The organism is Ectopseudomonas toyotomiensis, assembly GCF_017167985.1.
In the GTDB taxonomy this organism is placed as follows: Bacteria; Pseudomonadota; Gammaproteobacteria; order Pseudomonadales; family Pseudomonadaceae; genus Aquipseudomonas; species Aquipseudomonas toyotomiensis.
This window is the reverse complement of sequence record NZ_CP070505.1, coordinates 996,056-1,017,642: the sequence shown is the minus strand read 5'-3', so window position 1 is coordinate 1,017,642 and position 21,587 is coordinate 996,056. Positions and strand designations below refer to the sequence as shown.

19 protein-coding genes are annotated in these 21,587 nt (G+C 63.4%); 12 read left to right on the top strand and 7 right to left on the bottom strand.

Going from position 1 to position 21,587, the window contains the following annotated elements:
* The first annotated feature begins 1 nt into the window (after position 1).
* Together JWV26_RS04600 and JWV26_RS04595 are read left to right on the top strand one after the other, a co-directional pair.
* Positions 2 to 1,099 carry an amino acid ABC transporter permease gene (locus tag JWV26_RS04600; protein ID WP_017675243.1) on the top strand — a complete coding sequence of 366 codons (1,098 nt, stop codon included), beginning with the start codon at positions 2 to 4 and terminating at the stop codon, positions 1,097 to 1,099.
* Between the two features lie 9 nt (positions 1,100 to 1,108).
* Positions 1,109 to 1,870: an amino acid ABC transporter ATP-binding protein gene (locus tag JWV26_RS04595; RefSeq protein ID WP_017675242.1), complete on the top strand. Its 762-nt coding sequence runs from the start codon at positions 1,109 to 1,111 to the stop codon at positions 1,868 to 1,870.
* Between the two features lie 203 nt (positions 1,871 to 2,073).
* On the opposite strand, the gene JWV26_RS04590 is transcribed toward JWV26_RS04595, so the two are convergent.
* Positions 2,074 to 3,015, bottom strand: a complete 942-nt coding sequence (locus JWV26_RS04590) for a GlxA family transcriptional regulator (protein ID WP_206418500.1) — start codon at positions 3,013 to 3,015, stop codon at positions 2,074 to 2,076.
* Positions 3,016 to 3,177: 162 nt separating this feature from the next.
* On the opposite strand from JWV26_RS04590, the gene JWV26_RS04585 reads away from it, so the two are divergent.
* From JWV26_RS04585 to JWV26_RS04570, 4 genes are all read left to right on the top strand, one after another.
* Positions 3,178 to 3,648: a nuclear transport factor 2 family protein gene (locus JWV26_RS04585; protein ID WP_206418499.1), complete on the top strand. Its 471-nt coding sequence runs from the start codon at positions 3,178 to 3,180 to the stop codon at positions 3,646 to 3,648.
* A 99-nt stretch (positions 3,649 to 3,747) separates the two neighbouring features.
* Positions 3,748 to 4,467, top strand: a complete 720-nt coding sequence (gene pcsA, locus JWV26_RS04580) for a phosphatidylcholine synthase (protein WP_074917743.1) — start codon at positions 3,748 to 3,750, stop codon at positions 4,465 to 4,467.
* The gene (locus JWV26_RS04575; RefSeq protein WP_072426103.1) at positions 4,464 to 4,745 is read left to right on the top strand and encodes a GIY-YIG nuclease family protein; all 282 of its coding nucleotides are present in this window, start codon (positions 4,464 to 4,466) and stop codon (positions 4,743 to 4,745) included. The genes pcsA and JWV26_RS04575 overlap by 4 nt, the downstream gene beginning before the upstream one ends.
* A gap of 63 nt (positions 4,746 to 4,808) precedes the next feature.
* Entirely contained in the window at positions 4,809 to 5,744 is a 936-nt protein-coding gene (locus JWV26_RS04570) for a glutathione S-transferase family protein (protein WP_206418498.1), read from the top strand.
* Between the two features lie 18 nt (positions 5,745 to 5,762).
* Here JWV26_RS04570 and JWV26_RS04565 read toward each other — a convergent pair whose 3' ends face one another.
* Both JWV26_RS04565 and yejK read right to left on the bottom strand, forming a co-directional pair.
* Positions 5,763 to 6,083, bottom strand: coding sequence for a glutaredoxin family protein (locus JWV26_RS04565; RefSeq protein ID WP_206418497.1), 321 nt, complete (start codon positions 6,081 to 6,083; stop codon positions 5,763 to 5,765).
* A 152-nt stretch (positions 6,084 to 6,235) separates the two neighbouring features.
* The gene (gene yejK, locus JWV26_RS04560) at positions 6,236 to 7,243 is read right to left on the bottom strand and encodes a nucleoid-associated protein YejK (RefSeq protein WP_074917758.1); all 1,008 of its coding nucleotides are present in this window, start codon (positions 7,241 to 7,243) and stop codon (positions 6,236 to 6,238) included.
* Positions 7,244 to 7,578: 335 nt separating this feature from the next.
* On the opposite strand from yejK, the gene JWV26_RS04555 reads away from it, so the two are divergent.
* Complete coding sequence (locus JWV26_RS04555; protein ID WP_074917760.1) at positions 7,579 to 9,189, top strand: M28 family metallopeptidase; 1,611 nt, start codon at positions 7,579 to 7,581, stop codon at positions 9,187 to 9,189.
* Between the two features lie 82 nt (positions 9,190 to 9,271).
* Here the strand turns inward: JWV26_RS04555 and JWV26_RS04550 are convergent, their stop codons facing one another.
* Both JWV26_RS04550 and yjeH read right to left on the bottom strand, forming a co-directional pair.
* Positions 9,272 to 10,642, bottom strand: coding sequence for a TAXI family TRAP transporter solute-binding subunit (locus JWV26_RS04550; RefSeq protein WP_206418496.1), 1,371 nt, complete (start codon positions 10,640 to 10,642; stop codon positions 9,272 to 9,274).
* Positions 10,643 to 10,753: 111 nt separating this feature from the next.
* Entirely contained in the window at positions 10,754 to 12,007 is a 1,254-nt protein-coding gene (gene yjeH / locus JWV26_RS04545; protein WP_206418495.1) for an L-methionine/branched-chain amino acid transporter, read from the bottom strand.
* Between the two features lie 122 nt (positions 12,008 to 12,129).
* On the opposite strand from yjeH, the gene JWV26_RS04540 reads away from it, so the two are divergent.
* The gene (locus JWV26_RS04540; RefSeq protein WP_206418494.1) at positions 12,130 to 12,549 is read left to right on the top strand and encodes an Lrp/AsnC family transcriptional regulator; all 420 of its coding nucleotides are present in this window, start codon (positions 12,130 to 12,132) and stop codon (positions 12,547 to 12,549) included.
* 6 nt (positions 12,550 to 12,555) lie between these two features.
* On the opposite strand, the gene JWV26_RS04535 is transcribed toward JWV26_RS04540, so the two are convergent.
* Both JWV26_RS04535 and JWV26_RS04530 read right to left on the bottom strand, forming a co-directional pair.
* Complete coding sequence (locus JWV26_RS04535; protein ID WP_206418493.1) at positions 12,556 to 13,905, bottom strand: APC family permease; 1,350 nt, start codon at positions 13,903 to 13,905, stop codon at positions 12,556 to 12,558.
* A 3-nt stretch (positions 13,906 to 13,908) separates the two neighbouring features.
* The gene (locus tag JWV26_RS04530) at positions 13,909 to 14,706 is read right to left on the bottom strand and encodes an SAM-dependent methyltransferase (RefSeq protein ID WP_206418492.1); all 798 of its coding nucleotides are present in this window, start codon (positions 14,704 to 14,706) and stop codon (positions 13,909 to 13,911) included.
* A 222-nt stretch (positions 14,707 to 14,928) separates the two neighbouring features.
* On the opposite strand from JWV26_RS04530, the gene sbcD reads away from it, so the two are divergent.
* The 4 genes from sbcD (at position 14,929) to JWV26_RS04510 (ending at position 21,587) form a co-directional block, all read left to right on the top strand.
* On the top strand, positions 14,929 to 16,143 hold the full coding sequence (gene sbcD / locus JWV26_RS04525) for an exonuclease subunit SbcD (RefSeq protein ID WP_206418491.1): 1,215 nt from the start codon (positions 14,929 to 14,931) through the stop codon (positions 16,141 to 16,143).
* 311 nt (positions 16,144 to 16,454) lie between these two features.
* Complete coding sequence (locus tag JWV26_RS04520; RefSeq protein WP_206418490.1) at positions 16,455 to 17,414, top strand: quinone oxidoreductase family protein; 960 nt, start codon at positions 16,455 to 16,457, stop codon at positions 17,412 to 17,414.
* A 317-nt stretch (positions 17,415 to 17,731) separates the two neighbouring features.
* Positions 17,732 to 18,094, top strand: coding sequence for a hypothetical protein (locus tag JWV26_RS04515; protein ID WP_206418489.1), 363 nt, complete (start codon positions 17,732 to 17,734; stop codon positions 18,092 to 18,094).
* Positions 18,095 to 18,152: 58 nt separating this feature from the next.
* On the top strand, positions 18,153 to 21,587 hold the full coding sequence (locus JWV26_RS04510; RefSeq protein WP_206418488.1) for an AAA family ATPase: 3,435 nt from the start codon (positions 18,153 to 18,155) through the stop codon (positions 21,585 to 21,587).

The window sequence follows — 21,587 nt, the reverse complement described above, 5'->3', positions numbered from 1 at the left end:
CATGCAGACTCATACATTCAAACCGGACCTGCCGCCGCCACGCCTGAGCGTCGGTGCAGTGGGCTGGCTCAAGGCCAACCTGTTTTCCAACTGGTTCAACAGCCTGTTGACCCTCTTCGCGCTTTATCTGATCTGGCTGGTGGTACCTCCGCTGCTGCAGTGGGCGATCATCGATGCCAACTGGGTGGGCAGCACCCGCGCTGACTGCACCAAGGAAGGCGCGTGCTGGGTGTTCATCCAACAGCGTTTCGGTCAGTTCATGTACGGCTTCTACCCCAGCGAACTGCGCTGGCGCGTGGACGCCACGCTGTGGCTGGCAATCGTCGGCGCGGCGCCGCTGTTCGTGCCGCAGATGCCGCGCAAGGCGTTCTACGGCCTGGGCTTTCTGGTGATCTATCCGGTGATCGCCTGGTGCCTGCTGCACGGCGGCGTATTCGGCCTGAGCGTCGTATCCACCAGCCAGTGGGGCGGCCTGATGCTGACCCTGGTGATCGCCTCCGTTGGCATCACCGGTGCCTTGCCGCTGGGTATCCTGCTGGCATTGGGGCGACGTTCCAACCTGCCGGCGATCAAGGTCATCTGCGTCACCTTCATCGAGTTCTGGCGCGGTGTACCGCTGATCACCGTGCTGTTCATGTCCTCGGTGATGCTGCCGTTGTTCCTGCCCGAGGGCATGCATTTCGACAAGCTGATGCGGGCGCTGATCGGGGTGATCCTGTTCCAGTCCGCCTACATCGCCGAAGTGGTGCGCGGTGGTCTGCAGGCCATTCCCAAAGGGCAGTACGAGGCGGCCGCGGCCATGGGCCTGGGCTACTGGCGGATGATGGGCCTGGTGATCCTGCCGCAGGCGCTGAAGCTGGTGATTCCGGGCATCGTCAACGTCTTCATCGCCCTGTTCAAGGACACCAGTCTGGTGATCATCATCGGCCTGTTCGATCTGCTCAACAGCATCAAGCAGGCGACCACCGACCCGGCATGGCTGGGTATGGCTACCGAAGGTTATGTGTTCGCCGCGTTGGTCTTCTGGATTTTCTGTTTCGGCATGTCCCGCTATTCGCTGCATCTCGAGCGGAAGCTGGATACCGGCCACAAGCGTTAGGAGTGAGTCATGAGTGAAGCAATCAAACAACCCAGCGCCGAGCCGATGATCCTGCTGCAGGGTGTGAACAAGTGGTACGGCCAGTTCCATGTGCTCAAGGACATCAACCTGAGCGTGCAGCAGGGCGAGCGTATCGTGCTCTGTGGGCCGTCCGGTTCGGGCAAGTCCACCACCATTCGTTGCATCAATCGTCTGGAAGAACACCAGCAGGGGCGCATCGTGGTCGATGGCACCGAATTGACCAGCGACCTCAAGCACATCGAAGCGATTCGCCGTGAAGTGGGTATGGTGTTCCAGCACTTCAACCTGTTCCCGCACCTGACCGTGCTGCAGAACTGCACCCTGGCGCCGATGTGGGTACGCAAGATGCCCAAGCGTCAGGCCGAGGAAATTGCCATGCACTTTCTCGAGCGCGTGCGTATCCCCGAGCAGGCCAACAAGTTTCCGGGCCAGCTCTCCGGCGGTCAGCAGCAGCGTGTGGCGATTGCCCGCGCGCTGTGCATGAAGCCGAAGATCATGCTGTTCGATGAGCCGACCTCGGCCCTCGACCCGGAGATGGTGAAAGAGGTGCTCGACACCATGATCGGTCTGGCCGAAGACGGCATGACCATGCTCTGTGTGACCCACGAGATGGGTTTTGCCCGTACCGTGGCCAACCGCGTGATCTTCATGGACAAGGGCGAGATCGTCGAGGAGGCCGAGCCGAACGCCTTCTTCACCAACCCGCAGAACGAGCGCACCAAGCTGTTCCTCAGTCAGATCCTGCACTGAGCCGGCACTGCGCCATGGATCAGGGAGCCTTCGGGCTCCCTTTTTCGTTGCCGGTGCCGCTCCCTCTGGCGGCTGTGCCACCAATCTGTAGGAGCGGGCCCCGCCGCGAACCGGGGCGGCGTGCATTCGAAAGCTTCGCCCCGGGGCGGGGCTCCTACGAAAAGCCGCTTTGATTGGCATCAGCCATCGGACACCTTGGGTGCCTAGTGGCGCCGCATGCGCTTGCGGAAGGCGCCCGGCGTTTCCCCGCACAACTGCTTGAAGCGCTTGGCGAAGGTGGCGCGGTCGGCGAACCCGACCTGACTGGCGACCTGCTCCAGCGACTGCGCCGAGTCGGCCAGTGCCTGCTGCGCCAGACTGATACGCAGGCGCTGCAGGTAATCGCCTGGGGTCAGCCCGGTGGCCTGTTTGAAACGGCGTAGCAGGGTACGCGCCGAGCAATGGGCTTGTTGTGCCAAACGATTGAGGTCGATTGTCTCGGCGTGATGTTCGCGTAGCCAGGCCAGCAGTGGGGCGAGGGACTTGTCCTCGCTGCTGGGCAGCAGCGGGGCGAAACGCATCTGCGTACCGCGCTGACGCTCGATCACCATCGCACTGGCCACCTGTTGCACCAGCCATTCGCCGGCATGCAGGGCAATCAGGTGCAGGCACAGGTCGAGCCCGGCCTGAGCACCACCGGAGCAGAACAAGGGGCCGTCCTCGGTCAGCAGCAGGTCACTGCGCAGGTTCACTCGGGGGAATAGGCGGGAAAACGAATCGGCCAATGCCCAGTGGGTGGTCGCCTGGCGCCCATCGAGCAGGCTGGCAGCCGCCAGCAGGAAGGCGCTGCTGCACAGACTCGCCACCTGTTGCTGATCACGTTGGGCCAGCCAGGGCAGCAGCTTGGCGTTGCTCTCCAGCGTACGGGTGACGGCGCTGCCGGTGGCGGGAACGATCAGCAGGTCGGCCTGCTCGGCCAGCTCAAGGCCTCCATCGACCAGAATCTGTGCGAACTCCAACTGCACGGGCTGGCCGCCAAGGCTGAAGCGCTGCAACTGAAAACGGGGCGCGCCGGCCAGGCGATTGGCCAGGCTGAAGGCATCCTGCGCCATGCTCAGGCTGGAGCAGATGGTTTGCGGGCAGACGTACAAGGCGATGCGCAGCATGACAGTGACCTGAATTGGGTTGGCGATTATTGACACAAAGTTGTCCTTATAGCCAATCGCCACATCATCCGCCTGGGCCCAGACTAGGCTGCATTCACCATCGAGCCGTAGGGTGTGCCAAGCGCACCGCTGTCATCGCCAACAAATACGCAGGAGCGAACCATGAGCCATGCCAACGCCGAGTTGATCCAGCGTTTCTACCGTGCTTTCCAGAAGCTCGATGCCGAGACCATGACTGGCTGTTACGCCAAGGACGTGCGTTTCTCCGACCCGGTCTTCGTCGACCTGCAGGGCGCGGAGGCGGGCGATATGTGGCGCATGCTGTGCAGTCGCGCCGAAGACTTCTCGCTGACCTTCGACTCGGTGCACGCCGACGATCATGTTGGCAGCGCGCGCTGGGTCGCCAGCTACCGTTTCAGTGCCACCGGTCGTCAGGTGGTCAACCATATTCAGGCGCGCTTCGTGTTTCGCGACGGGCTCATCGTCGAGCACCGCGATCACTTCGATCTATGGCGCTGGGCACGTCAGGCGCTAGGTGGCAAAGGGTTTCTGCTGGGGTGGGCACCACCGGTTCAGGCTGCCATTCGTCGACAGGCGGCACGCGGGCTGGCCCAGTTTCGTGGCACGCGCTGAGGCGGGCGAAGGAACGCAGTGGTAGGCTAGCCGGTCTTAGCCTTCAATAAAGAGTGCGCACACCGGGTGCCGCACCTCCACTGCCAATCGAGACCTGCCGTGACCGAATTGATCGTTGCCGTAAAACAGGCCAAAGCCTGGGGGGTCCATGCTGTTACCGCCAGCGGTGTGATCCTCGCCCTGTTGGCATTGCTGGCCGTACTCGACGGTCAACCCAAGCAATGCCTGTTGTGGCTCGGCCTGGCGCTGCTGGTCGACGGTCTGGACGGCTCGCTGGCGCGCCGCTATGACGTCAAAGGTGTGCTGCCGCATTTCGACGGCTCGACTCTCGACCTGGTGATCGATTACCTGACCTACGTATTCATCCCCGCCATCTTTCTTTACCGCTTCATCCCCCTGCCGGATTACACGCCGCTGTTCGCCGTGGGCCTGATTCTGCTGTCTTCGCTGTTCTGCTTCTGCAACCTGAACATGAAGAGCAAGGACAACTACTTCGTCGGCTTCCCGGCGGCGTGGAACGTGGTCGTGTTGTATTTCTACATCCTCGACGTGCATCCCTGGATCACCTTGGCCATTATCGTCCTGCTGGCCGGCCTGACCCTGACCAAGATGAAGTTCCTGCACCCGTTCCGCGTGCGTCAGTTCATGCCGCTGAACATCCTGGTGACCTTCGTCTGGATGCTCTCCAGCGCGCTGCTGATCCTGCAGTACCCGGTCAATCAGTTCTGGCTGCTGGCGCTCTGGTGGTTGGCTTCGGCCTACTTCGTCGGCATGTGCCTGTGGCGCTCGGCACGTGAGTGGTTTCCCGCGCGCGGATGAATGTAGCAGTCGAAAAGGCCTGGTTCGTCTATCTGGTGCGCGCCGCCAATGGCGCACTGTATTGCGGCATCAGCGATGACCCGCAGCGGCGTTTCGTCCAGCACCAGAGCGGCAAGGGTGCCCGGTTCTTCCATACCAGCCCAGCGCTGGCGCTGGCCTACGTCGAAGCCTGTGCCGGCAAAGGTGATGCGTTGCGCCGTGAACGGGCGATCAAGCGCCTGAGCAAAAGCGCCAAAGAAGCGCTCATTCTGGCCGTTGATGGCGGTTCATCAGCCTGAGGCGGTTGCGTGCAGGTGTCGCGCGGGTAAGCTGAGGACTTTTGAGCCGACGCGGAGCGCGCCATGCATGAGTTGATCCTTCATCACTACCCGACCTCGCCGTTCGCCGAGAAGGCCCGCCTGATGCTGGGCTTCAAGCAACTGTCCTGGCGTTCGGTGATGATTCCGCCACTGATGCCCAAGCCCGATCTCACCGCGCTGACCGGTGGCTACCGCAAGACCCCGGTGCTGCAGGTTGGCGCCGACATCTATTGCGATACCGCGCTGATCGCTCGCCGCCTGGAAGCCGAGAAGGCAACCCCGGCGCTGCTGCCCGAAGGTCAGGAGTTCAATGTCAGCCTGCTGGCGCAGTGGGCCGACTCGGTCTTGTTCCAGCATGCTGTGGCGCTGGTGTTCCAACCCGAGTCGATGGCGTTGCGCTTCGCCAAGGTGCCGCCGGAGTTCGCCAAGGCCTTCGCCGCCGACCGTGGCGCACTGTTTTCCGGTGGTACGGCGAGCCGCCTGCCGTTGGAGCAGGCCAAGCATCAATGGCCGGCGCTAATGGGCGCATTGCAGCGCCAGTTGCAGCGCGAGCAGGGCGATTTCCTCTTCGGTGAACCGTCGCTCGCCGATTTTTCCGTGGCCCATTGCCTGTGGTTCCTGCGCGGTACGCCGGTCACCTCACCGCTGATCGACGATTACCCGGAGGTTGCTGCCTGGCTTGGCCGTGTGCTCGGCTTCGGCCATGGTTCGTTGAGCGAGATGAGCAGCGAACAGGCGATCGCGGTGGCGCGTGAAGCGACTCCGGCAGTGCTGCCAAACGAGGATTTCGTCGACCCCAATGGTTTCAAAGCTGGCCAGGCGGTGAGCATCGCCGCGGTGGACTATGGTGTCGACCCGGTGCATGGCGAGTTGCTGCATGCCGGGCGCGACGAGCTGATTCTGCGTCGTGAGGATGAGCGTGCCGGCGTCGTACACGTGCACTTCCCGCGCCTGGGGTTCCGTATCGAGGCGCGCTGAGGCGTCTCGCGCCGTCTGTCAGTAGGCGGCGCGGATGGCGCGCACGTCGTAACCGTGAATGACCTGCCCGCGCAGGTCGATCACCGGCACGCCGCGGCCGCCGAGCGCCTGGTACTGGGCGCGGCCGGCGCTGTCCTTTTCGATATCCACTTCGCGGTAAGCGACGCCATCCTCGGCGAACAGTTCGCGGGTCTTGGCGCAGTAGCCGCACCAGGTGGTGGCGTAGAGCACGATCTCGCCGCTGGCGTTACCGGCCTGCGGCGGGCTGAGCCAGCGGTCGACCTTGTCCCAGTTCTGCCACAGAGCCAGGGCGGCGAGCAGCAGCACAATCGTCTTCATGGTTTCGCATCCTTGTGTGATGGCGCGGTCATCTCAGGGTAAACCGCGCCAGGTCATACCGCCATATCAGCCCGTGGCTCGTAGGGCGGGCTTCAGCCCACCAAAACGATCTTGGCCTTGTAAGGTAGGCCGGCGCCCACCCTACAAATGCATCAATCCTGACGACGCTTGAGCTGATCCTTCAACTGGGTCGGCAGCTGACGAATGATCAGCATGTCGCGGCCCTCGTCGTACTCGATCTTCGAGCCCAGCAAATGGGCCTCGAAACTGATCGACAGGCCCTCGGCACGCCCGGTGAAACGCTGGAACTGGCTGAGGGTGCGCTTGTCCGCCGGAAATTCCGGGGCCATGCCGTAGTCCTTGTTGCGGATATGTTCATAGAAGGCCTTGGGGCGCTCTTCGTCGATCAGCCCGGACAGTTCTTCCAGGGTGATCGGTTCGCCCAGCTTGGCCTGGCCGCTGGCATAACCGACTAGGGTCTTGGTCTTCTCGCGCGCCTGTTCTTCCGGCAGGTCTTCGCTCTCTACGAAATCGCTGAAGGCCTTGAGCAGGGTGCGGGTCTCGCCCGGGCCGTCGACGCCTTCCTGGCAGCCGATGAAGTCACGGAAGTAATCCGAGACCTTCTTGCCGTTCTTGCCCTTGATGAAGGAGATGTACTGCTTGGACTGCTTGTTGTTCTGCCACTCGCTGATGTTGATGCGCGCGGCCAGGTGCAGCTGGCTCAGATCGAGGTGCTTGGCCGGGGTCACATCCAGCGCGTCGGTCACCGCTACGCCTTCGCTGTGGTGCAGCAGGGCGATGGCCAGGTAGTCGGTCATGCCTTGCTGATAATGGGCCAAGAGCACGTGGCCGCCGGTGGAGAGGTTGGATTCTTCCATCAGCTTCTGCAGATGCTCGACGGCCTGGCGGCTGAAGGCGGTGAAGTCCTGCTCGCCATCGAGGTACGCCTTGAGCCAGCCGCTGAACGGGTAGGCGCCGGATTCTTCGTGGAACAGGCCCCAGGCTTTGCCTTGTTTGGCGTTGTAGCTCTCGTTGAGGTCGGCCAGCAGATTTTCCATGGCTGCGGATGCGGCCAGTTCGCTGTCGCGGGCGTGGAGTGCGGCGGGGCTGCCGTCGGGTTTCTTGTCGATCAGGTGGACGATGCAGTGGCGGATCGGCATGGGGCTTCGGTCTTTGGCGGTTTCGCGATGGAGTTGGCTGTGTTGCCGGGCGAGTGAGTGCTCGCGTCGTTGGCGCAGCGGCATGGGCAAAGTCTACCTGACATCGGCACGTGATGCCGGGGGCGCTGCGGTTGGGTAGATCTTTGCTGGCTAATTGCTGGCATCTGCAGTGATAGATCTCTATTTTCTGCAAAAAATACGGTTTTCGATTCGCGCTATTGCACTACTCAGGCTAGCGTCTTTCTCGTCCAAACGACGCAGTAAAGGGACGCACCGCGGTGGCGCCACAAGCGCTGCCGCTCTTCTCGATCTCCAAATATGGATTGGAGGATTACATGCGCAACAAGACCAATAAACGCCGTCTACTGGGCGCCGCCGTGCTGGCGGCCATTTCAGGGCAGGCTACTGCGGCCAAGGGGCTCGATGTCACCGAGCTGTTCGATCAGTTCTGGAGCCCCACCCGGCTCGGGCCGGCGGAGTGCCGTTCTGCTGTGCTGAGTGCAACGCCGTTGTTGCTGCCGCGCTGCATGCAGGCCGCCAACAGCATGACCCACCTGCAGATGTTCAATGACATCGCTCTGGCCAATGGCGGCAACCGTGCCGCCGGCCTGTCCGGTTACCAGCGCTCGCTCGATTACGTGCAGAGCACCCTGGAAAGCGCAGGCTACAACGTCACCCGCCAGGCCTTCCCATTCAGCGCGTTCTACCCGCAGGGGCCCGGCGTGCTGCAGAGCCTGGCGCCGACCCCGGCGCAGTTCGAGTGGGAGGTGGACTTCACCTACCTGTCGCAGACCGATGCCGGCGACGTCAGTGCACCCGTGGCGGCGGTGGACATTGCCCTGGGCGAGGGCAACCAGTCCAGCAGCGGCTGCGAGGCCGAGGATTTCGCCGCTTTCCCGGCTGGCGCCATTGCCCTGCTGCAGCGTGGGACCTGCAACTTCCAGATCAAGGCCGAAAACGCCGCCGCCGCTGGCGCCGTGGGTGTGGTGATTTTCAATCAGGGCGACAGCGAGGACCGCAAGGGCCTGCTCAACGCTACCCTGGGTGATGCCTATGCCGGCGGTATTCCGGTGCTGTTCACCACCTATGACGTGGGCGTGAGCCTGGCGCAGACGGCCGAGCAGCAGGTGCGCATGGTCACCGACGTGGTGCGCGAGCGGACCCAGACCTACAACCTGGTGGCCGAGAGCAAGCGCGGCAACGCGGGCAACGTGGTGATGCTCGGCGCGCACCTGGATTCGGTGTTCGAGGGCGCCGGCATCAACGACAACGGTTCGGGCAGCGCCGCGCTGCTGGAGCTGGCCGTGCAGATGGCCAAGGCCAAGCCGAAGAACAAGCTGCGTTTCGCCTGGTGGGGGGCCGAGGAGTCGGGGCTGGTGGGCTCGACCTACTACGTCAACCAACTGCCTGACGAGGAGAAGGCGAAGATCAAGGCGTATCTGAATTTCGACATGATCGCCTCGCCGAACTTCGCCTACTTCATCTACGACGGCGACGGCTCGGACTTCGGCCTGCAGGGTCCGCCCGGCTCAGCCGCGATCGAGCGCCTGTTCGGCGAGTATTACCGCCTGCGCGGTCTGCCGTTCGAAGGCGACGAGATCAGCTTCCGTTCCGACTACGCGCAGTTCTTCCTCGATGGCATCGCCTTCGGCGGCTTGTTCACCGGGGCAGAGGTGGTCAAGTCCGACGAGCAGGCCAGCCGTTATGGTGGCACGGCGGGCGAAGCTTTCGATCCGTGCTATCACGAAGCCTGCGATGATCTGAGCAACGTCGATCTGCGCGCGCTGGAGGTCAATGGTGATGCCATGGCCTTCGTCGCCAGTTGGTTGGCGCTGTCGACCAAGATCGTCGATGACGAGATCGCTGCGTCCAGGGATTCGCGCACGATGATGCGCAGTGCCCAGGCCTACGACATCACCCACTGGGGCAAGCACTGGGTCAAATAGCCTCGTTTGCTGTGCGCACCCTGCGAAAGAAAAGCCCGCGAGTGTATCGTATCGCGGGCTTTTTCGTGGGCGCTTGCCCTGGCTAGCTGCGGTCCTGGCTTGGCACTACCGAGGATGCCTGTTCCGGGCCATCGCCGCGGCGCCGCTGCAATACGCGCAGTCGTTCGATCACGTAGCGCACATGCATGTGCAGTTCGTACAACTCGTTGGAGTACGACAGTGGTACCTCCACGGCCGCCAGCTCGTCTTCCATCTGCTCCAGGCGTTCGATCTCGCTGTCCAGTTCGTCGGGCAAGGAACCTGCGTGCAGCTTGCGGTCTATCTCGCGCAGGTACTTGTACCAGCGGTAAATGCGCGCGCGAATGCGCCACTGGTAGATGGGGCCGACAGCCTTGAACAGCGGGATCATTACCACGATCAGGGGGATCAGCAGGATGATGTAGCGGTCGGCCAGCGAGGCGATGCGAAATGGCAGGTAGCGCTGCAGGATCGGCAGGCCCTTGTCGTAGTAATGCCCGGCATCCTTGTGCAGCTCGAAGGTGCGCGGCTCGGCGCTGGGAAAGGTGCCTGCAGCATCGAGCAGGGTACCGCCCCGCATCACTTCACGGCTGGCCTCGAGAAACAGCGGCACCAGGCCAGGGTTGAAGTCGTCGTTGACCACCAGGGTGGCGACCGGAGAGAGGGTGATGATGTCGCGGTCCGGCGCATTGCTCGCCAGATCCAGCAGGCCTTCGCCGACCTTCACCTGATTGAAGAATGGCAGGCGCGCCTCGTAGGCGGCGGCGCGACGAAAGTGCGCCAGTGCAATGTCCGGGTTGGCCGCCAGTTGCTGCACCAGTGAGTTTTCTGCCGGGCCGACGAAGAACGCTGCATCCAGTTCGCCGGCCATCAACGCTCGGGCGGCCTTGCCACCTCCGATGCTCTGCCAGCTTTCGGGATATTGTTCCGGCTCGATGGCATTGGCGCCGAGGATGGCGTCACTGGCGGCCCGGGTGCCGCTGCCTTCGCCGCCCAGACCGAGACGCAGTGGCAGCAGGTCGGCAATGCGATCCAGCTCCACGTCACGTCGAAAGAACAGCCACAGGGGCTCCTGATAAATCGCCCCCAGGCTTTCCAACTGACGCTGTTCCTCGGCTGTCAGCTGGCGCTCCAGGCCGCTCTGCACGAGGGCGATCTCCACTTGCGGATCGTTGGCCAGCAGGCGTTGCAGGTTGTCGCGCGAGCCTGAGGTCGGCACCAGATTCAGTTCGAAACCTTCCTTGGCCAGCTCTTCCTTCAGGCGTTCGGCAAACTGCTGGTAGGCGCCGCCTTGGGCGCCGGTGGCCATGCTGGCGCTCATCGGTGGTGGCGGCGCGACGAACTGGAACAGTGCCCAGACCAGACCAGCCACCACCGGGACTATCCACAGGTTGGCCAGGATCATGATTTTCAGGTCATTGAGTACGCGGCGCATGGGGCTTCCTTTCAGCGAGTTCAGGGTAAGGATAGAACCCCATGCGCCTCACGGTCACCCTGGATGGTGGATGACACTCTTTCATCCACCATCAGGTTTGCGGTGGATCGATTACGCCAGCGCCTTGTGCCTTGCACGCAGATGACTGAACAGCAGCAGGGCGGCGAGCAGCCCCAAGGAATACAGCGCATCGCTGCCAAGCATCGCCAGTAGCGCGGCACAGAGCAGCCCACTGAGCCCGGCCAGCAGGCGCCAGATGCCACTGAGCAGCACCCAGCCGGCGGCCATGCTCAGCAGGTAGATCAACACGAAGTTGCCGTTGGCGTAGCGAATCAGATCGTCCACCGACAGGTTCAAGGTGGCCGAGAGCATGGCGCACAGCGCGCAGCTGATCACCACCAGCAGCAAGGCTCTGCCGGGTACGCCCTGGCGGTTGCGCACGGCCAGCCTGGCTGGTAGACGGCCCTCATCGGCCAGGCTCCAGATCAGCCGGGCGAAGCCCTGGATGTACACGTTCATCGAGGCGAAGCAGGCCAGGTAACCGAGCACCGCTACCAGGACACGGGCGCGCTCGCTCAGCAGTTGCTCGAACAGACGCGGCAGGGCGGTGGTGTCGCTGTGCACGTCGCCGTAAGTGGCGAAGCTCAGCACCGCCACCGAGCAGGCCCAGTACACCAGGCCGGCCAGCAGCACGCCGAGCAGCAGTGCCAGCGGGAAGTCGCGTTCGGGGTGTTTGAACTCCTCGCCCAGATGGGTGAAGGCCTCGATGCCGACGAAGCACCAGAACATTACCCCCAGCGCCGTTGGCAGCAGGTGCCACTGGCCCTCCATCACCGGTAGCAGCGGTTGGCTGGCGCGCGGCAGGTCGCCGACCCACCAGATCAGCGCCACGCTGGCGACGATGGCCACGGCGATCAGCCCCTGCAGCATGCCCGACGCTTTCGGCGGGCGCTGGCCGAGCAGGAGGATGGCGCCCAGTGTGGCCAGTTCGATGAGCAGCAGGCCGGAACGATCGAGATTGAACAGGGCCAGCCAGAAGCCGCTGGCGATATGCAGAGCAGCGGGCAGACCGACCGGCAACACGGCGAGAAAAAGCAGGGCGCTGACCCCTTCCATGCGCAGGCCGAAGGCACGGCCGATCAGGTGCGGCGCGCCGCCAGCGTGAGGGAAGCGCTTGCCCAACTGGGCGAAGGTGAACGCCACCGGCAGCACCAGGGCAATCAGGATCATCCATGCCCACAGCGACGCCTCACCGGCTGCCGTGGCTGCCAGCGCCGGCACCACGAAGATGCCTGTGCCGAGCAGCGAGGTGCTGAGGAGGGCGATGCCCTGCAGCAGGCCCAATTCCTTGTTCAATCGACTCATGGGGTATGCTCATCATTTTCCAGATACCGCCATGGTAGGGCGCCAGCCAGTTGCAGGCTGTCGCCTTTTGCCGACGAAATGGCGGTTTTCACCGTCAATCCGATTGCCGCCCGAGAAGCCCCGTGGACAAGTTCGATCGCCAGATCCTCGCTCTGCTGCGCAGCGATGCGCGTACCCCCGTCAGCCAGATCGCCCGTGAGGTCAACCTGTCACGTTCGGCGGTCAGCGAGCGGATTCGATATCTGGAAAGCAGCGGGGTGATTCGCGGTTATCACGCGCAGGTGGCCGAGCCGGGCGAGGCGGGCGTGAAGGCCTTTCTCGAACTCTTCTATCAGGGCCGCCGCTGCGAGGACTACGTGGAGCGCATGCGCGCCCTGCCCGAGGTGCGTCACTGCAGCGGCATCAGTGGCGAAACCGACATGCTGGTGTTCATCGAAGCCCCGAGCATGACGCGCCTGAGCGAGGTGCGCGGTGCCATCGAGGCGTTTCCCGGCATGCAGAAGGTCAAGACCCATGTGGTGGTCAAGGACTGGGCGATGTAGCGCTGCTCACTCGGCGTGTTCGCCCTGCTCGACGGCTTGCGGGCGCTGCAGGGCCAGCAACGGCAGGCCGGCACCGAGCACCAGCAGACCCAGCAACGCGCCGCTGCCGGCATACAGCGTGCTGGAATACAACAGGCCCAGGCAGGTGAGGGCGAACAGGATCGGCGTCAGCGGATACAGCGGCACGCTGAATGGCCGCCGCACCCAGGGGTGCCTGTGGCGCAGGCGAATCAGCGCCAGCGCGACGAGAAACATGAACAGCCAGAATACCGGTGCGGTGTAGGCCACCATGGTTTGCACGCCGTTCGCACTCAGGGCGCCGAACAGGATCAGCGGCAGGGTAAGTGCGCACTGCAGCAGCAAGGCGCGTACCGGGGTGGCGCCGCGTTCGTTCCAGCGACCGATGAATGCCAGTTGCGGCACGTCGCGACCCAGCGCGTAGTAGACCCGCGCACCGGTGAACAGCGTGGCGTTCAAGGTACTTAGTGCGGTCAGGCAGACAAAGACTGCCAGCATGGCCTCGGCCCTTGGCCCGGCGACGATGTTCATCAGATCCGCCGCCACGGCATCGCTCTGGCGCAGGCCGTCGAGGCCGAAGATATTGAGAAATACCAGGTTCGCCAGCAGGTAGATGGCCGTCACCAGCGCTGTGCCAATCAGCAGCACGCGACTCATGTTGCGCGCCGGGTTGCGCAACTCACCGGACAGGTAGGCTGCCTCGTTCCAGCCGCCATAAGTGAGCAGCACGAACACCATGCCCATGCCCAGCATCGCCGCCAGGTTGCCGCTGGCAGGTACGGCACTGGCGGTGTTCGGCTGCGGTTCTGCCAGCACCAGGCCGGCCAGCACCACCAGCAGCAGCGCCAGCACCGTCACGCTGGTGAAGAACAGCTGGGCGCGTCGCGATTCGCGCGTGCCGAGCACATTGAGCAGGGTCAGCGCCACCACCACCAGGGCGGCGTGCCAGGCGCTGCCATAGTCTCCGAGTGGTAGCAAGCGCTGGGCGTAGTCACCATAGATGAATGCGACCACGGCGATGGCGCCGGTCTGGATCACCATGCCGCGCGCCCAGGCGAACAGCAGGCCGACCTGCGGCCCCCAGGCCAGGCTCAGATAATGGTATTCGCCGCCCTGGTCCGGATGTGCCGCGCCCAGCTCGCCGTAACACAGCGCGCCGATCAGCATCACCAGACCGCCGACCAGCCACAGGGCCAGATACAGCTCGGCGCTGCTGGCATGCTGCGCCACCAGCGGCGGCAGGCCGAAAATGCCGACACCGATCACCACGCCGACCAGCATGGCAACGGCATCGACCACCGACAGCCCGGCGCGCGGCGAGGACCCTAGCGAGGTCATGGCTTAGCTCCTGCGCGCGACCCAACCCTGCTGTGCACCATCGGCCGGCACCGCTTCGATACGGTCACCATTGAGTTGGCCGACATACAGCCTGTCGTCGAAGGTGAAGCGCAGTTCGTTGCCTTTGAGTTGGCCGCTGAGCATGTCGGGTTGGCCGTCGACCTTGCCAACCACCTTCTGGAAGCGCTGGTCGAGTTCGACCTGATGATTTCGGCCATCGAGTTCGAGAGTCCACTGCCCCGCGACCTTGGCTGGCACGATCCACAGGAACACCGAGCTGCCGTTGATCACGTCGCTCTGGTCAGGCTCCCAGTCACCGAGGTTGAAGGCGTGCGACACCACCCGAGTACCTGGCTTGAGGGTGTCGAGAATCACCGGACGCAGGCGCATGTTGACCGTGGAGAGTAGGTACATGGTCAGCACGTCGGCCTCGGAAATATCCTTCTGGAACAGGTCGCCCTGCTCGAACGTGACCTTGTCCGCCACACCCTCGCGTTCGGCGTTCTGCTGCGCCTCGCTGATGCGCTCAGGGTCCAGATCAATGCCGTAGGCCGCTTTGGCACCGTGATCCTGCACGGCTGAGATGGCGATGCGACCATCGCCCGAGCCCAGGTCGATGAGATAGTCGTCCGGGCCGATTTCGGCCAACTGGAGCATATGCGCCACCACAGGCTCCGGCGTGGGCACGTAGGGGACGTCGAGTCTGGGCGGTTGTGCCTGCGCGGGGCCAATCACCAGGCTGGCCAACAAGCCGACGGGGAGGGTGAAGGAGGCGAAGCTACGAACGGATAGAGCGCTCATCGGGAAAATCTCCTCACGGGTGGCGATTTTTTTCCGACTGGTGAGCGGGGCCTAGGTTCGTACCGATGTGCAGCAGGATCGTGCAAGAACGCCCTTCAGGCCACTAACCGCAGCGCCTGCGGCTGTGTAACCGGATGTGATCGGTCTATCCGCTACTGCAGCATTGCCAGCCTGCGGGCGCGCAGGCACTGTAGGCGGGTTTTTCGCTTTGGTCGTTTTCGCATGCGCATCCTGCACACCTCCGACTGGCATCTGGGCCAGCATTTCATGGGCAAGACTCGGCAGGCCGAACACCAGGCCTTTTGCGCCTGGCTGCTGGAACAGGTTCATGTGCACGACGTGGACGTGCTGCTGATCGCTGGCGACGTATTCGACACTGGCGCGCCGCCCAGTTACGCCCGCGAGCAGTACTACCGGCTGGTGGTTGAGCTGCGCGACGCCGGCTGCGCCCTGGTCGTACTGGGCGGCAACCACGACTCACCGGCCATGCTCGGTGAAAGCCGCAGCCTGCTGGCGCAACTGGGTACCCAGGTGGTGCCGAGCGTGTGTGTCGATCTGGCCGAACAGGTACTGGTGCTCAATGATCGTACTGGCCAGCCGGGCGCCGTTCTCTGCGCCATTCCCTTCATTCGTCCGCGCGACGTGCTGGCCAGCCAGGCGGGGCAGAGCGCGCAGGACAAACAGCAGTCGTTGCAGCAAGCCATCGCCGAGCATTACCGGGCACTGTACGAGCTGGCGGCGAGCAAGCGTGACGAGCTGGGCCTGACGCTACCGATCATTGCCACCGGTCACCTCACCACGGTTGGCGCCAGCGCCAGTGAGTCGGTGCGCGAGATCTACGTCGGCAGCCTGGAGGCCTTCCCCACCAGCGCCTTCCCGCCCGCGGACTACATCGCCCTTGGCCATATCCACCGCCCGCAGAAGGTCGGCGGCCTGGAACATATCCGCTACAGCGGCTCGCCGATTGCGTTGTCCTTCGACGAGGCGCGCCAGCAGAAGGAAGTGCTGCTGCTGACGTTCGAGGGCGCCACCTTGCAGTCCATCACGCCACTGCCCGTGCCGGTCTTCCAGCCCATGGCCAGCCTGCGCGGCTCGCTCAAGGAACTGGCCGGCGCTATCGCCGAAGTAGCTGCTCAGGGCACGCCCGAGCGGCTCGTATGGCTGGAAGTGCAAGTGAGCACTGACGATTACCTGAGTGATCTGCAAAGCCGCATCAACGCCCTGTGTGAAGGGCATCCGGTTGAGGTGCTGCGCATCCGCCGTGAGCGCGGCAACGCCAGCGCCAGCCTGGCCAGCGAAGCGCGGGAGACGCTGGATGAACTGTCGGTGGAGGACGTCTTCGTGCGCCGTCTGCAACAGGAAGCGCTGGCTGAGGACGATAGTCAGCGCTTGCAAGCGTTGTATCGGCAGGTACTGGAGTCGCTGCCAGGAACCTAGCTGCCCTGGTGCGCTTTGCTCGTTAGCAACACAGCTACGCACGAAACACGACTACCAGGCTGGCCATGGACCCGCACAGTAGGGTAATCGCCAAGAAGTGGCACAGGGCTGACTTCCGTTGGCGGCGCTCATAGCTAAATCAGATGGAACAACGTCGACAGATCGATGATCTGAATCACGGTTGCTTCGCTACCGGGAATGTGGTGGTCGGGGCAGATCTTGAGACGGATTTGGTGCCGATAAAATGCTTCAACCGAAGCAAGTTGAACACATCAATCCACAGCCTGATTCGGACGAGGATTAGATAACTTGTGAAAGCAGCAGCCTACGATACAGCCGGCGTCCCTAGTGTTCTGAAATACATCGATCTTCCAAAACCCGCTGTTGAACCAGGCGATGTGCTGATTGCCGTCGAGGCCATTTCGCTTGAGGGTGGCGATCTGATAAACCGTCGCTCTACACCGCCGCCTCATCCATCTTGGGTAGTTGGTTATGCGGCATCCGGCACCGTGATGGAGATCGGGGCGGGCGTTACAAGCCGCAAGGTCGGGGACAGGGTCGTAGCGTTCAATATGCAGGGATCGCATGCGGAACTCTGGTCGGTGCCGGAGGCGCGAACATGGCGCATACCTGATGTCCTGGATGCGTCGGATGCTGCAGTTGTGCCGATCTCGTTTGGAACCGCTTACCACTGTCTTTTCACACGAGGCGCGCTTAAACGGGGAGAGACTGTTCTCATCCAGGCGGCTGCCGGCGGAGTAGGGGTGGCTGCTCTTCAGCTCGCTGCACAATCGGGCGCGACAGTAATCGCTGTAGCGAGTGGTGCGCAACGCAGAGGTCGCTTGATTGAGCTCGGCGCTGACCACGTAATAGATCGTGCTAGTTGTGACGTGGTGGAAGCGGTTCATGAGCTCACGAAGGGCGCAGGCGTAGACCTCGTTATCGATCCGGTCGGAAAGACTCTGCAGGCCTCCCTTTCTTCCCTCGCGCATGAGGGGCGTCTTGTCTTTGTCGGCAATGCGGGGGGCGGTAGCCTGACAGCCGACCTATGGTCACCGATGCAGGCCAACCAAACACTCATGGGCGTGTTCATGGGGACTCTTTTCGAGAGGTCCACTGTACGGTCGAATGTTGACAGCATGTTGAAGGCCGTCGCTACGGGCCGTCTTCGCAGCGTCATTGACCGGACCTTTGCGTTATCGGAGGCTGCCGCAGCCCATGAATATGCCGAGAAGGAGAAGCCGCTCGGACGCATCGTTATCAAACCGTGAAACCCGCTCTGAGCAGGGGCGGCAACCTGCTTTCTTGCGCAGAGATTTGTTCCATACCGCTGACTCAGGGGCCAACTGTAAGATCAAACCAGAATGTTCATGTGCAGCAGTAAACTCCGATTCTTCTCCTGTTTGCTTTGTCTGACCTTTTTCGTGGAGACCCTCAGAGCCGCTTCAACGCACCTGCCACCAGCGCGCTAATGCGGTTTACTTGATCGTATTGCGGATCACCTCGATGCTCTGAAGGGCTCGGGCTGCCCGAAGCGTCTTGGCATCCACTCAAACCTTTACTTGAACGAACGACAGCGGAGTCGGACATGCAGCGAAATTTCTCTCTTTCTATTGCGGCAGCGGCCATTTTCTCCGGTCTGGTCGGTTGCGGCAGCGCGCCTGTATCTGATGCCAGGGTGACCGAGCAATGGTTGGGGCGCTGGAACGGGCCCGAGGGTACCTACCTGGATATCAGTGGCACGCCGGCCGACTACCGCCTGACCATCGCCAACCTCGACGGCCCGCGTCGCTTCGTCGGGCGTGCGCAGGGGGCGAAGATCGTCTTCGTGCGCGACGGTGTGGTGGAGACCCTGCGTGCCACCGACGGTCAGGCCACCGGCATGAAATGGCTGCTGGACAAACAGAACTGCCTGACCGTGCGCAGCGGCGAGGGCTACTGCCGCGACTGAGCCGTTAGCCCACAGGGATATGCCAGAATGAGCGCCTCCAACGGCTTACGACCTGTGCATGAAAATCCTCAGCCTGCGCCTCAAGAACCTCAATTCCCTCAAGGGTGAGTGGAAGATCGACTTCGCCGCCGAGCCTTTCGCCGGTAGTGGCCTGTTCGCCATTACCGGGCCGACCGGGGCGGGCAAGACCACCTTGCTCGACGCCATCTGTCTGGCCCTGTATCACCGCACGCCGCGTATGAGCACGCTATCGGCCAGTGGCAACGAGCTGATGACCCGGCATACCGCCGACTGCCTGGCCGAGGTGGAATTCGAGGTGAAAGGGCAGGGCTATCGCGCCTTCTGGAGCCAGCGCCGTGCGCGGGACAAGGTCGAGGGTGCGTTGCAGGCGCCCAAGGTCGAGCTGGCACGCATCGCCGATGGTGAAATCCTCACCGACAAGATTCGCGAGAAGGAAAGTCTCACCGCCGAGCTGACCGGTCTCGATTTCGAGCGCTTCACCAAGTCCATGCTGCTGGCCCAGGGCGGCTTTGCGGCGTTTCTCGAAGCCAATGCCAACCAGCGTGCCGAGCTGCTGGAGGAGCTGACCGGCACTGAGGTGTATGGGCAGATCTCGCAGCAGGTCTACGAGCGTACCAAGGCTGCCGAACAGGCACTCAATCTGCTGAAAAGCCGCGCCCAGGGCATGGAGTTGCTCGACGAAGCGCAGCGCGCCGAGCTGCAGGCCGAGCAGCAGCGTCTGAGCTTGGAGGAGTCGCCGCTGCTGGCCCGGCAGCAAGCCCTGCAAAGCCAGCGCCGTTGGCGTGAGGCGCTGCAGCAGGCCGAGCAGCAACGGGAGCAGGCGCGACTCGGACTTGAGCAGGCCCAGCAGGCCCGTAACGAGGCGGTCGGTGAGCTGCAGCGCCTGGCCGCCAGTGAGCCGGCAGCTCGATTGCAGCCGTTGTACCTGGCTTGGCAGCAGGCGCAGCAGGACAGGCAGCAGGCACAGCAAGTGCTGGATGACCTGCATCAGCAGCGACGCCACAGCACCGAGCGCGAGCACCAGCAGCTCTGGCTGGCCAGCCGCTATGCCCAGCAAAGCCTGAGCCTGCGTCAGACGGAGCTACAAGGGCTGGTCAAACAACGCGAAACGCTGCGCACACGCATGAGCGCTGCGCCGCAACGGGAACGCCTGGGCGAGCTTCTGGGTAGTTGGCGTGTGCAGTTCGATCAGCGCGGGCAACTGCTTAAGGAGCAACAGGCACTGCACGCACGCATGGCGCAGGAAGGTGAACAGCTCGCCGCCTTGCAACATCAGCGTGATCAGCTCGGTGTGCAGCAGGCCGACGCGCTGAAGCGGCTGGAGGATGCGCGCGCCAGCGAGGCCAGACAGCAGGGCGAGCTGCAGGCCTTGCTGGGCGAGGGCGACGAGGCCGGGCTGCGCCAGCGTTGGCAGCAACTGCAAGTGCAAGGGCGCGTATTGGATCGTCTGGAGCAACTGGCGCAGAGCCGCGAGCAAACGGCTGCACAGATCGCCGAGTTGAACCCGCGTCTGACTCAGTTGCAGCTACAGCACACCCGCAAGAACGATGAAATCACCGGCCTGCGCGAGCGTTACAAGGCGCTCAAGCAACAGCAGGCCGACAAGGAGAAGCTGCTGGAGCAGGAGCAGCGCATTCAGGATCTGGAAGCCTACCGTGCCCAGCTGCAGCCGGGCGAAGCCTGCCCGTTGTGTGGTTCGCACGAGCATCCGGCGGTCAGTCAGTATCAGGCGCTCAACGTCTCCGCCACGCGCCAGGCGCTGGAGCAGTGCCGCAACGAACTGGCACAACTGGAAAGCCAGGGCGGCACCCTGCGTGACGAACTGACCCGGCTGGTCACGCAGATCGCTCAGGTTCAGCAGCAACTGGAGCAGGCGAGCCAGCAGGCCGCTCAGCAGGATGCGCAGTGGCAGCAGCAACTGACCGAGCAGGCCTTGCAGCTTTCTGACGGCGCCGCTTTGCGCGAACTGCAGCGCCAGCATGAGCAGAGCCTGACGCATTTGCAGTCACGACTCGCCTCGGTCGAGACCGGGCAGGCGCAACTGGCACAGGCGCGTGGTGCACGTGAAGTGGCCGAGCGGGCGTTGGCTGAAGCGCAGCAGCGCCAGGCGCTGCTGGCGCGTGATGAGGAGAACCTGCAGGTGCGACAAGCCGAGCAGGGCCAGGACCTGCAGCGTTTGCAGCAGGCGCTTCGGTACCACGAGCAAATGCTGCTGAGCAGTCTCGAGGGCTTTGCTGTTGAGTTGCCGTCGGACGCTGGCCTCTGGCTGGACGAGCAGGAGCAGGCATGGCGCGACTGGCAGCAGGCCCAGGCGCAGGATCAGCAATTGCAGGAGCAGCAGCGCGAGGCGCAGCGCCTGCTCGTCGATGCCGAGGCGCAGGCCGGGCACTGGCAACAGCGCTGGCAGGACGAAGGTGCGCTGACGCTGGCTGAACCCGAGCCATCGGCACAGCCGCAGCTGGCGTTGAATGAGGCCGCCAACAGCCTGGCCAGTGCCCAGCGCGAAAGCGATGCGTTGCGCGGCCGCGAGCAGAGTCAGCAGACCTTGTTGCTGCAGCTGCAGCAACGCTCGAGCGAAGCCGAGCAGCACTGGCTGACGGCTCTGACGGCCAGCCCGTTCAGCGATCTTGCGGCGTTTCTCGCCGCGCTGCTGGAAGAGGGCGAGCGAGAGCGTCTGGCGGCTTTGCAGGCACGTGTGGAGCGCGCCCTGACCGAGGCTTCGACGTTGTTGGCTGCCGCCGACGCGCAGCTGCAGCAGCTCGCCGCCACACCGCAGACAGAGCTGGCGCTTGGCGAACTGGACGAGCAGTTGCAGGTACTGCAGAGCGAATTGCGTGCACTGAGCCAGCGTCAGGGCGAGCTGCGCGCGCAGTTGCAGGCCGACGAGACGCGGCGCAGCAGCCAGCAGGCGCTGTTCGCCGAAATCAGTGCGCAGGAGAGTGAGCAGCGCCTGTGGCAACAGCTCAACGGCCTGATCGGCTCAGCCGACGGCGCCAAGTTCCGCAAGTTCGCCCAGGGCCTGACCCTCGATCATCTGATCCACCTGGCCAACCGCCAACTGACGCGCCTGCACGGCCGCTACCAGCTGGCGCGCAAGGGTAGCGGCGAACTCGAGCTGGAGGTGTGCGACACCTGGCAGGCCGACGTGGCGCGCGACTGCCGCACGCTGTCCGGTGGAGAGAGTTTCCTGGTCAGCCTGGCGCTGGCCTTGGCGCTGTCCGATCTGGTCAGCCATAAGACCAGCATCGACTCGCTGTTTCTCGATGAAGGCTTCGGCACGCTGGACGGCGAGACGCTGGAGGTTGCCCTGGATGCGCTGGACAACCTCAATGCCAGCGGCAAGACCATCGGTGTGATCAGTCATGTCGAGGCGATGAAGGAGCGTATTCCCGTGCAACTGCGGGTGCACAAGGGCGTCGGCCTGGGCTACAGCCGACTCGATGCGCGTTTTGCGGTGAAGGAAGGAGCGTAG

Bases quoted from the DNA above. Each gene is read 5' to 3' on its own strand.
- JWV26_RS04600 (WP_017675243.1), top strand. From the start codon at position 2: ATGCAGACTCATACATTCAAACCGGACCTGCCGCCGCCACGCCTGAGC.
- JWV26_RS04595 (WP_017675242.1), top strand. From the start codon at position 1,109: ATGAGTGAAGCAATCAAACAACCCAGCGCCGAGCCGATGATCCTGCTG.
- JWV26_RS04590 (WP_206418500.1), bottom strand. From the start codon at position 3,015: ATGCTGCGCATCGCCTTGTACGTCTGCCCGCAAACCATCTGCTCCAGC.
- JWV26_RS04585 (WP_206418499.1), top strand. From the start codon at position 3,178: ATGAGCCATGCCAACGCCGAGTTGATCCAGCGTTTCTACCGTGCTTTC.
- JWV26_RS04575 (WP_072426103.1), top strand. From the start codon at position 4,464: ATGAATGTAGCAGTCGAAAAGGCCTGGTTCGTCTATCTGGTGCGCGCC.
- JWV26_RS04570 (WP_206418498.1), top strand. From the start codon at position 4,809: ATGCATGAGTTGATCCTTCATCACTACCCGACCTCGCCGTTCGCCGAG.
- JWV26_RS04565 (WP_206418497.1), bottom strand. From the start codon at position 6,083: ATGAAGACGATTGTGCTGCTGCTCGCCGCCCTGGCTCTGTGGCAGAAC.
- yejK (WP_074917758.1), bottom strand. From the start codon at position 7,243: ATGCCGATCCGCCACTGCATCGTCCACCTGATCGACAAGAAACCCGAC.
- JWV26_RS04555 (WP_074917760.1), top strand. From the start codon at position 7,579: ATGCGCAACAAGACCAATAAACGCCGTCTACTGGGCGCCGCCGTGCTG.
- JWV26_RS04550 (WP_206418496.1), bottom strand. From the start codon at position 10,642: ATGCGCCGCGTACTCAATGACCTGAAAATCATGATCCTGGCCAACCTG.
- yjeH (WP_206418495.1), bottom strand. From the start codon at position 12,007: ATGAGTCGATTGAACAAGGAATTGGGCCTGCTGCAGGGCATCGCCCTC.
- JWV26_RS04535 (WP_206418493.1), bottom strand. From the start codon at position 13,905: ATGACCTCGCTAGGGTCCTCGCCGCGCGCCGGGCTGTCGGTGGTCGAT.
- JWV26_RS04530 (WP_206418492.1), bottom strand. From the start codon at position 14,706: ATGAGCGCTCTATCCGTTCGTAGCTTCGCCTCCTTCACCCTCCCCGTC.
- sbcD (WP_206418491.1), top strand. From the start codon at position 14,929: ATGCGCATCCTGCACACCTCCGACTGGCATCTGGGCCAGCATTTCATG.
- JWV26_RS04515 (WP_206418489.1), top strand. From the start codon at position 17,732: ATGCAGCGAAATTTCTCTCTTTCTATTGCGGCAGCGGCCATTTTCTCC.
- JWV26_RS04510 (WP_206418488.1), top strand. From the start codon at position 18,153: ATGAAAATCCTCAGCCTGCGCCTCAAGAACCTCAATTCCCTCAAGGGT.